The organism is Streptomyces phaeochromogenes (genome assembly GCF_001418655.1).
In the GTDB taxonomy this organism is placed as follows: Bacteria; Actinomycetota; Actinomycetes; order Streptomycetales; family Streptomycetaceae; genus Streptomyces; species Streptomyces phaeochromogenes.
Map to the genome: position 1 here is coordinate 1 of NZ_LIQZ01000482.1, position 8,396 is coordinate 8,396.

The 8,396-nt window shown below is 68.6% G+C and carries 6 protein-coding genes and 1 pseudogene; 5 read left to right on the top strand and 2 right to left on the bottom strand.

Annotated elements, in window-relative coordinates; genetic code table 11:
• Window positions 1–106 precede the first annotated feature (106 nt).
• Entirely contained in the window at window positions 107–1,492 is a 1,386-nt protein-coding gene (locus tag AOK17_RS43420; RefSeq protein ID WP_055618162.1) for a cation:dicarboxylate symporter family transporter, read from the bottom strand.
• 515 nt (window positions 1,493–2,007) lie between these two features.
• On the opposite strand from AOK17_RS43420, the gene AOK17_RS43425 reads away from it, so the two are divergent.
• Window positions 2,008–3,744, top strand: coding sequence for a sensor histidine kinase (locus AOK17_RS43425; RefSeq protein ID WP_055618163.1), 1,737 nt, complete (start codon window positions 2,008–2,010; stop codon window positions 3,742–3,744).
• The gene (locus AOK17_RS43430; protein ID WP_055618164.1) at window positions 3,741–4,433 is read left to right on the top strand and encodes a response regulator; all 693 of its coding nucleotides are present in this window, start codon (window positions 3,741–3,743) and stop codon (window positions 4,431–4,433) included. Before AOK17_RS43425 ends, AOK17_RS43430 begins: the two co-directional genes overlap by 4 nt.
• A gap of 67 nt (window positions 4,434–4,500) precedes the next feature.
• Here the strand turns inward: AOK17_RS43430 and AOK17_RS43435 are convergent.
• Window positions 4,501–5,052, bottom strand: a pseudogene (locus AOK17_RS43435) (hypothetical protein).
• Between the two features lie 189 nt (window positions 5,053–5,241).
• Here AOK17_RS43435 and AOK17_RS43440 point away from each other — a divergent pair.
• The 3 genes from AOK17_RS43440 to AOK17_RS43450 all read left to right on the top strand — a co-directional run.
• Window positions 5,242–6,609: an extracellular solute-binding protein gene (locus AOK17_RS43440; RefSeq protein ID WP_055618165.1), complete on the top strand. Its 1,368-nt coding sequence runs from the start codon at window positions 5,242–5,244 to the stop codon at window positions 6,607–6,609.
• A 10-nt stretch (window positions 6,610–6,619) separates the two neighbouring features.
• Complete coding sequence (locus AOK17_RS43445; protein ID WP_055618166.1) at window positions 6,620–7,567, top strand: carbohydrate ABC transporter permease; 948 nt, start codon at window positions 6,620–6,622, stop codon at window positions 7,565–7,567.
• Window position 7,568: 1 nt separating this feature from the next.
• On the top strand, window positions 7,569–8,396 hold an 828-nt coding region (locus AOK17_RS43450), incomplete at its 3' end, for a carbohydrate ABC transporter permease (RefSeq protein WP_055618167.1).

Below are 8,396 nucleotides of genomic sequence, written 5' to 3' on the forward strand. Positions count from 1 at the left end.
GGCCACCGGCCGGTGGCCGGGGAAGTGGGGGGTGAGCGGAGCGACCGGACGGCTGAGCGGCGGGGGATCCACGCAGCCGCCCGGAGTTCTGGGACAGGGCCTGGGGCTAGGCCTTGGCCAGGGTCTTGTCCTCCGGCTGGTCCGGGACCTCCGCCGGGGCGGGAGCGGAACCGTGGCCGTCGTCCAGGAGGGTCGTCTCGTCGAAGGGCAGCTGCCCCGCGAGCACCTGGTCGACGCGGCCCTTGTCGATCTCCTTGGTCCACGTACCGATCAGAACCGTGGCGACCGCGTTGCCGGCGAAGTTCGTCAGGGCGCGGGCCTCGCTCATGAAGCGGTCGATGCCGACGATCAGGCCGATGCCGTCCACCAGGGCCGGCTTGTGGGACGCGAGGCCGCCCGCCAGGGTGGCCAGACCCGCTCCGGTGACACCCGCCGCGCCCTTGGAGGCGACCAGCAGGAAGAGGAGCAGCGGAATCTGCTCGCTCACCGACATCGGCGTACCCATGGCGTCGGCGATGAACAGCGAGGCCATGGTCATGTAGATCATGGTGCCGTCGAGGTTGAAGGAGTAACCGGTCGGGACGGTGATGCCGACGACCGGCTTGCTGACACCCAGGTGCTCCATCTTCGCGATGAGCCGCGGCAGGGCGGACTCGGAGGAGGAGGTCGACAGGATCAGCAGGAACTCACGGCCCAGGTACCTGAAGAGCGTGAGGATGTTGAGACCCGCGACGACCCGCAGCATCGTGCCGAGCACGATGAAGACGAAGAGGAAACAGGTGACGTAGAAGCCGAGCATCAGGACGGCGAGGCTCTTGAGTGCGTCCAGACCGGCCGAGCCGGTGACCGCCGCCATCGCGCCGAAGGCGCCGATGGGCGCTGCCCACATCACCATGGCGAGGATGCGGAAGACCAGACGCTGGATGTGCTCCACACCGCGCAGGATCGGCGCACCGGACGAACCCATGGCCTGGAGCGCGAAGCCGGCGAGCAGCGCGACGAGCAGGGTCTGCAGGACCTCGCCGCCGGTGAAGGCGGAGACGATCGTCGTCGGGATGATCCCGAGCAGGAACTCCTCGGTGTTCTTGGCCTCGGTGACCTGGCCCTGACCGGCGTCCTTGATCGCGTCGGTCACCGCGAGGCCCGTGCCGGGCTCCAGGATGTTGCCGACGACCAGGCCGATGGCGAGGGCGACGAACGACATGACCACGAAGTAGCCGAGCGCGATGCCGCCCACCGCGCCGACCTTGGCGGCCTTCCGTACCGAGCCGATGCCCAGCACGATCGTGCAGAAGATGATCGGCGAGATCATCATCTTGATCAGGTTCACGAAGCCGGTACCGATGGGCTTCAGCTCGACCGCGAAGTCGGGAGCGATCAGGCCCACGGCGATGCCGGCGGCCACGGCGGCGATCACCGCGATGTACAGGTAGTGGGTGCGGTCCCGCTTGGCAGCGGGAGCGGCAGGTGCCGTATCGGATGTACTGGTCACGGCTGCCCTCCTTGACGACGTCGTCGGCATCATCCGGCGTGCGGCTCACGTCCGGGGGTTGTCGGTGACTATCTCCCGCCTTGTGAGGCCGGTCACCCTTCCGTTCATTTCGTTCACAGGTCGGTGGACCTGGACGATCTCGCAGGTGACTGAACTGACGCGTACGTTCAGTTCTGACCGAGTGGAAAAGACCGAGGAGTACGCTTTCCCGGCCTCGGCCTCGTCGGTTCCCCTGCAGCAGACGCTGCGGCACCTGCGGTGTGCTGGCCGCCGGGCCGGGGGTGTCAGGCCTGTGGAGCCAGTGCAAGACCTCAACGGAAGTCTTCCGGGCGGGCGACCGGCGCTGAAGCAGGAAAGCTCCGAAGGAACGCGCCGGATCAAGGGCGCGAAGTCGGAGATTCCCCCTTTTTCGGAGTGGGCGAGGCCAACTTCTTCGCGCTTGTCCCCAGGGCCCAGGCAGGTCCAGCAGGACACGAGAAGACGGGCAGCCCGCAAGCGCGGGGCACACTGTTTCCATGCGCCTCCCCCGTGCTCCACGCCCCCGCAGCCTTGCTGGTCAGCTGTTTGCCATGCAGGCTGTGCTCGTCGCGGTCGTGGTTGCGGGCTGTGCGCTCTTCACCTACATCAGTGACCGGAGTCAGGCGGAGGACGCGGCGGGACGCCAGGCGATGGCGGTGGCCCGGTCGGTCGCGGACTCGCCGTCCGTGCGGGAGGCCATCCGTACGGACGATCCGACGAAGACGCTCCAGCCGTACGCGACGTCGGTGCAGCGTGACGCCCAGGTCGACTTCGTCACGATCATGAACCCGGACGGCATCCGCTGGACGCACCCCAACAAGGACCTGATCGGCAAGCACTTCCTCGGCAACACACAGCGCGCGCTCCTCGGCCATCCCTTCACCGAGACGTACACGGGCACCCTCGGCGAGTCCGTGCGGGCCGTCACGCCGATCTACGACGACGGCCGCATCGTCGGCCTGGTCAGCGCGGGGATCAAGGTCGACGAGATCAGTCAGCGGGTCGAGGGGCAGGTGCAGGCCCTGATCGGTGTCGCGGCGGCTGCCCTGGCCCTGGGGGCCGTCGGTACGTACGTCATAAACGCCCGGCTGCGCCGCTCCACGCACGGGATGAACGCGGCCGAGCTCAGCCGGATGCACGACTACCATGAGGCCGCGCTGCACGCCGTGCGCGAGGGGCTGCTGATGCTGGACGGGCAGTTCCGGGTGGCGCTGATCAACGACGGCGGGCGCGAGCTGCTCGACGTGACCGACGACGTGGTGGGCCGCTCGGTGGCGGACATCGGTCTGCCGACGCCGCTGACGGGGGCGCTGCTGTCCGGGGAGCCGCGCGTGGACGAGGTGCATCTGACCGAGTCGCGGGTGCTCGTGGTGAACACCTCTCCGGTGTCGGGCGGCGAGCGACGCGGCACGGTCGTGACACTGCGCGATGTGACCGAACTGCAGTCCCTGATGGGCGAGTTGGACTCCGAGCGGGGCTTCACCACGGCCCTGCGCTCGCAGGCGCACGAGGCCGCGAACCGCCTCCACACCGTCGTATCGCTCATCGAGCTGGACCGGGCCGAGGAGGCCGTCGACTTCGCCACGGCCGAGCTGGAACTGGCCCAGGCGCTGACCGACCAGGTCGTCGCGGCGGTCAGCGAGCCGGTGCTGGCCGCGCTGCTGCTGGGCAAGACGGCCCAGGCGAACGAGCGCGGCGTCGAGCTGCTGGTCTCCGAGGACAGCAGCATCGACGACGGCCTGCTCCCGGAGTCCCTGCCCTCCCGTGACCTGGTGACGGTCCTGGGCAACCTGATCGACAACGCCGTGGACGCGGCGCAGGGCTCGGCCGGCGCCCGGGTCACGGTCACGGCGATCGCGGACGCCGAGGGGCTGGTCCTGCGGGTCGTCGACACCGGTACGGGCGTGGACCCGGCCCACGCCGAGGCGGTCTTCCAGCGCGGCTGGTCCACCAAGCCCGCCGGGCCCGCCGGACGGGGGCTGGGCCTGGCCCTCGTACGGCAGGCGGTGGCCCGGCACGACGGGACACTGACCGTGACGCAGGCCCCGGGCGGCGGCGCGTCCTTCGAGGTGCGGCTGCCGCTGCCGACGGCGGGGCGTGGGAGGACTAAGGTCCACGCCGGGCCCGAGTCCGGGTCAGGGGCCGTGGACGGGTCTGGGGACGGGTCCGGCGGCGGTCCTGGGCTCACGCATGAGCCCGCGCCCGAGCCGACGCCGCACGGAGGCACCGTATGAGCACGCCTTCCCCCTCGCGGGACATCCGCGTCCTGGTCGTCGAGGACGACCCGGTCGCGGCGGACGCGCACGTCCTGTACGTGGGGCGGGTGCCCGGTTTCACGGCCGTCGGCAAGGCCCACACGGGCGCGGAGGCCCGCCGGGCGCTGGACCGTATGCCCGTGGACCTGCTCCTCCTGGACCTCCACCTGCCGGACGTGCACGGTCTGCAGCTGGCCCGCTCGCTGCGCGCCGCTGGCCACCACGCGGACGTCATCGCGGTGACCTCGGCGCGCGACCTGACGGTGGTGCGGGAGGGGGTGTCGCTGGGAGTGGTGCAGTACGTACTGAAGCCGTTCACCTTCGCCACCCTCCGCGACCGCCTGGTCCGCTACGCCGAGTTCCACGCGGCGGCCGGCGAGGCCAGCGGCCAGGACGAGGTCGACCGCGCCCTCGCCACCCTCCGGGCCCCCGGCCCGGCGGCCCTCCCCAAAGGGCTGAGCTCCCCCACCCTGGAGCGGGTCACCCGCGCCCTGCGCGACTCCGACGAGGGCCTGACCGCGACGGGCGTCGCCGAGGCCGTCGGCATCTCCCGGATCACGGCCCGGCGCTACCTGGAGCATCTGGTGGACGCGGGGCGAGCGGGGCGCAGCCCTCAGTACGGGCAGGTGGGGAGACCGGAGCTGCAGTACCGGTGGGTGAAGGGCTAGTCGGAGGGCGTCTTCGTACTCAAGAGGTACGTCAGTCATCAGGTACGTCAGTCATCAGGTACGTCAGTCATCGCCGTCCCGAGCCGAACACCCCTGCGTACAACACGACTTGGACCGCGAGCCCCACCACCACCAGCGCTTCGAGCACGGACAGCGCCAGCAGTCCCCGGCCGACCTGTCCGCCGGCCCATTACACGACGAGGCCCGCCAGCGGCACCGCGCAGAAGGCCAGTAGGTCGACCCCGCACTGGATGGCCTTCCGTGATGTGCGGCGGGTGTCGGCGCGGTGGGCCCTCTCCCAGCCGAAGGCCGCCGAGCGTTCGATCTGTGCGAGATCGGCGAGCCGAGGGCCCAAGTCGCCCCGCACATAGGCCCCGATCGCCGAGATCTTCTCGTCGTTCACGAGGTAGGTCCACCCGAGTACGACGCACACGGGCGGAAGCGCCAGCAGCATCGAGCTCTGTCCGGACTGCGCGGAGGCGGCGGCCACGGCGGCCACGACCGCGAGCGTCACGTACAACAGGTTGTCGCGGAACCCGATACGTGCCTTCTGCTCGTCCTTTACGCTCTGGTACTCGACCAACAGCAACTGGCCTACTGTCACGTCCTGTTCCGGCATTTCGCGCTCTCCTCCCGGCGCCCGACACCCCGCCGCGGGGGCGGTTCGGCAGTACCTTGAGTGTGCGCGACCGTACGCACCGTGGCGGACTGATCATGCAAAGTCATTGACCTGGCTGGACCAGCCCTCTTAGGTTCTCGTGCAGCCCAACCCGGCCACAAAGACGTCGGCCAGCAGGAGGTTGTACCCGTGCGCCCCACAGCCGTTCCACTTCTCCTCGCCACCCTGCTCACCGCCACCGCGCTCAGTGCCTGTGGCAGCGAATCCGGAAGTGATCCGGACACGGTGAAGATCTCCTTCAAACAGTCGACGGACAACTCCATCAAGGTGATGGACACGTATCTCGCCGACATCAAGGACCAGTTCGAGAAGGCAAACCCGGGCAAGAGGGTGGAGCTCGTCCCGATCAAGGCCCCGGACTCGGAGTACTACACGAAACTCCAGCAGATGCTCCGCTCGCCGAAGACGGCCCCTGACCTGGTCTACGAGGACACGTTCCTCATCAACTCCGACATCACGAGCGGCTACCTCAAGCCGCTGGACCCGTACCTCGCCAAGTGGGACGACTGGAGCCAGTTCATAGACACGGCGAAGGAGGCGGCGCAGGCCCAGGACGGGAAGACGTACGGCGTCCCGGACGGCACCGACACCCGGGGCCTCTGGTTCGACAAGGCCATCTTCAAGAAGGCCGGGCTGCCCGCCGACTGGCAGCCGACGAACTGGGCCGACATCCTCGACGCGGCCCGCGCGATCAAGGCGAAAGTCCCCGGCGTCATCCCCATGAACATCTACACGGGCAAGCCCGCGGGTGAAGCGGCCACCATGCAGGGCTTCGAGATGCTCCTCTACGGGACGGCCAGCGGGGCCAACGAGAGTCCCCTCTACGACCCGGCGTCCAAGAAGTGGATCACGGGGAGCCAGGGCTTCAAGGACTCCCTCGAATTCGTCGAGACGGTCTTCAAGGAGAAGCTCGGCCCGGACGTCTCGGACGCCCTCGACCCCAACATCGCGACCAGGGTCCGCGGCGAGTTCCTCCCCGAGGGCAAGCTCGGCATCAACCTCGACGGCTCCTGGCTCCCGCAGGACTGGCTGGAGGGCAGCGGCCACGAATGGCCGGAGTGGTCCGAGAAGCTGGGGCTCGCGTACATGCCGACGCAGGACGGCCAGGCGCCGAGCAAGGTGAGCATGTCGGGCGGCTGGACCTGGGCGATCCCGAGCAAGGCGGGCAACCCGGACCTGGCCTTCGAGTTCATCAGGACGATGCAGACGAAGGCGAACGCCCAGAAGTGGTACATCGCCAACTCCGGCATCTCGGTGCGCACGGACGTGGCGGAGGACCCGGAGTACGTGAAGGCGCAGCCCGGCATCAAGTTCTTCACGGACCTGGTGGCCAGCACGCACTACCGCCCCGCGTATCCCGCGTACCCGAAGGTCTCGACGGCCATCCAGGAGGCGATGGAGGGCGTGACGACGGGCGACAGTTCGGTCGAGGAGGCGGCGAAGGGGTACGACGAGGAGCTGAAGACGGCCACGGACAACCAGGTCATCGAGAAGTGATCAGCCGCTCATGACCTCCGCACCTCCGGCGGGCCCGGGCGTGGTGAAGACCGCGCCGGGCCCGGCCGCCCCGCCGCACCCGCCCGCCGGCCGCCGCGATGTCCGCCGTGCGTTGACGCGTGCGCTGCCGCTCTCCCCCGCCGTCGTCCTTCTGCTCCTCTTCCTCGCCGGCCCCATCGCGTACTGCGCGTACATCGCCTTCACGGATCTCCAGCTCACCGGCCAGGCCGAGTCGTCGTTCATCGGCTTCGACAACTTCCGGGCCGCGTTCAAGGACGACGCGTTCCTCAACGCCGTATGGCTGACGCTGGTGTTCACGGTGCTGAGTTCCCTGATCGGCCAGAACACGCTGGGGCTGTCCCTGGCGGTACTGATGCAACGCGCGTCGAAGCCGGTCCGTACGGTCACCGGCGGCATCGTGATCGCCGCCTGGGTGCTGCCGGAGGTCGTGGCGGGGTTCCTGCTTTACGCCTTCTTCCGCCGCGAGGGCACGTTGAACGCCGTGCTGGACTGGCTCCATCTCCCGTCCCAGAACTGGCTGTTCACGCTTCCGATCCTCGCGGTGTCCTTCGCGAACGTCTGGCGGGGGACGGCCTTCTCGATGCTGGTCTACTCGGCGGCCCTGAACGAGATCCCGAAGGAGATCACGGAGGCCGCGGAGGTGGACGGCGCGGGCGGCTGGCGGCGGATGTGGCACATCACGCTCCCGATGATCCGCCGTTCCATCGGTACGAACCTGATGCTGAACACCCTGCAGACCCTCTCGGTCTTCGGTCTGATCTGGGTGATGACGAGAGGCGGCCCGGGAAACCGCAGCCAGACGCTCCCGCTCTTCATGTACGAACAGGCCTTCCAGAAAAGCATGATCGGCTACGGGACGGCCGTGGCCCTGCTCCTCCTGGTGGTCGGCTCGCTCTTCTCCCTGGTCTATATGCGCCTGCTGCGGACGGAGGTCTGACATGCCCGGCAGTACGACTCTCGTGTCCCGCCGCAACAGCCGCCGTTACGCCGCCGACGCGGGCCTGCTCTTCGTGGCCGCCGCGTTCGTCCTCCCCCTCGCCTGGGTCCTCCTCTCGTCGGTGGACCCGAAGGCCGACCTGAAGGTGAAGGTCCCCGACGGCGTCACCCTCGACAACTTCGACGCGGTCCTGACGCCGGACGTCACGTTCACCCCTCTCCTCAACAGCCTGATCCTGTGCGGCGGGGCGACGCTGCTGACGGTGGTGTGCGCGGCCCTGGCCGCCTACCCGCTGTCCCGGTTCCGCTCCCGCCTGAACCGCCCCTTCCTCCTGACGATCCTCTTCGCGACGAGCCTGCCGATCACGGCGATCATGGTTCCCGTGTACGCCCTGTTCGTTCAGGTCGACCTGATCGACACGATGCAGGGCACGATCTTCTTCTTCGCCGCGTCCCAACTGCCCTTCGCCATCTGGCTGATGAAGAACTTCATGGACGGCGTACCGAAGGAACTGGAGGAGGCGGCCTGGACGGACGGCGCGTCCTCCTTCCAGTCCCTCCTGCGGATCGTGCTCCCCCTGATGGGCCCGGGCGTCGCGGTCGTCACCGTCTTCTCGTTCGTCATGATGTGGGGCAACTTCTTCGTCCCCTTCATGCTCCTGCTGACCCCCGACCAGATGCCGGCATCGGTCAGCATCAACGACTTCTTCGGAAACCGCGGAACGGTCGTGTACGGGCAACTGGCCGCGTTCTCGATCATCTACTCGACGCCGGTGGTGTTGTTGTACGTGCTGGTGGCGAGGCGGTTGGGCGGGGGGTTTGCGTTGGGT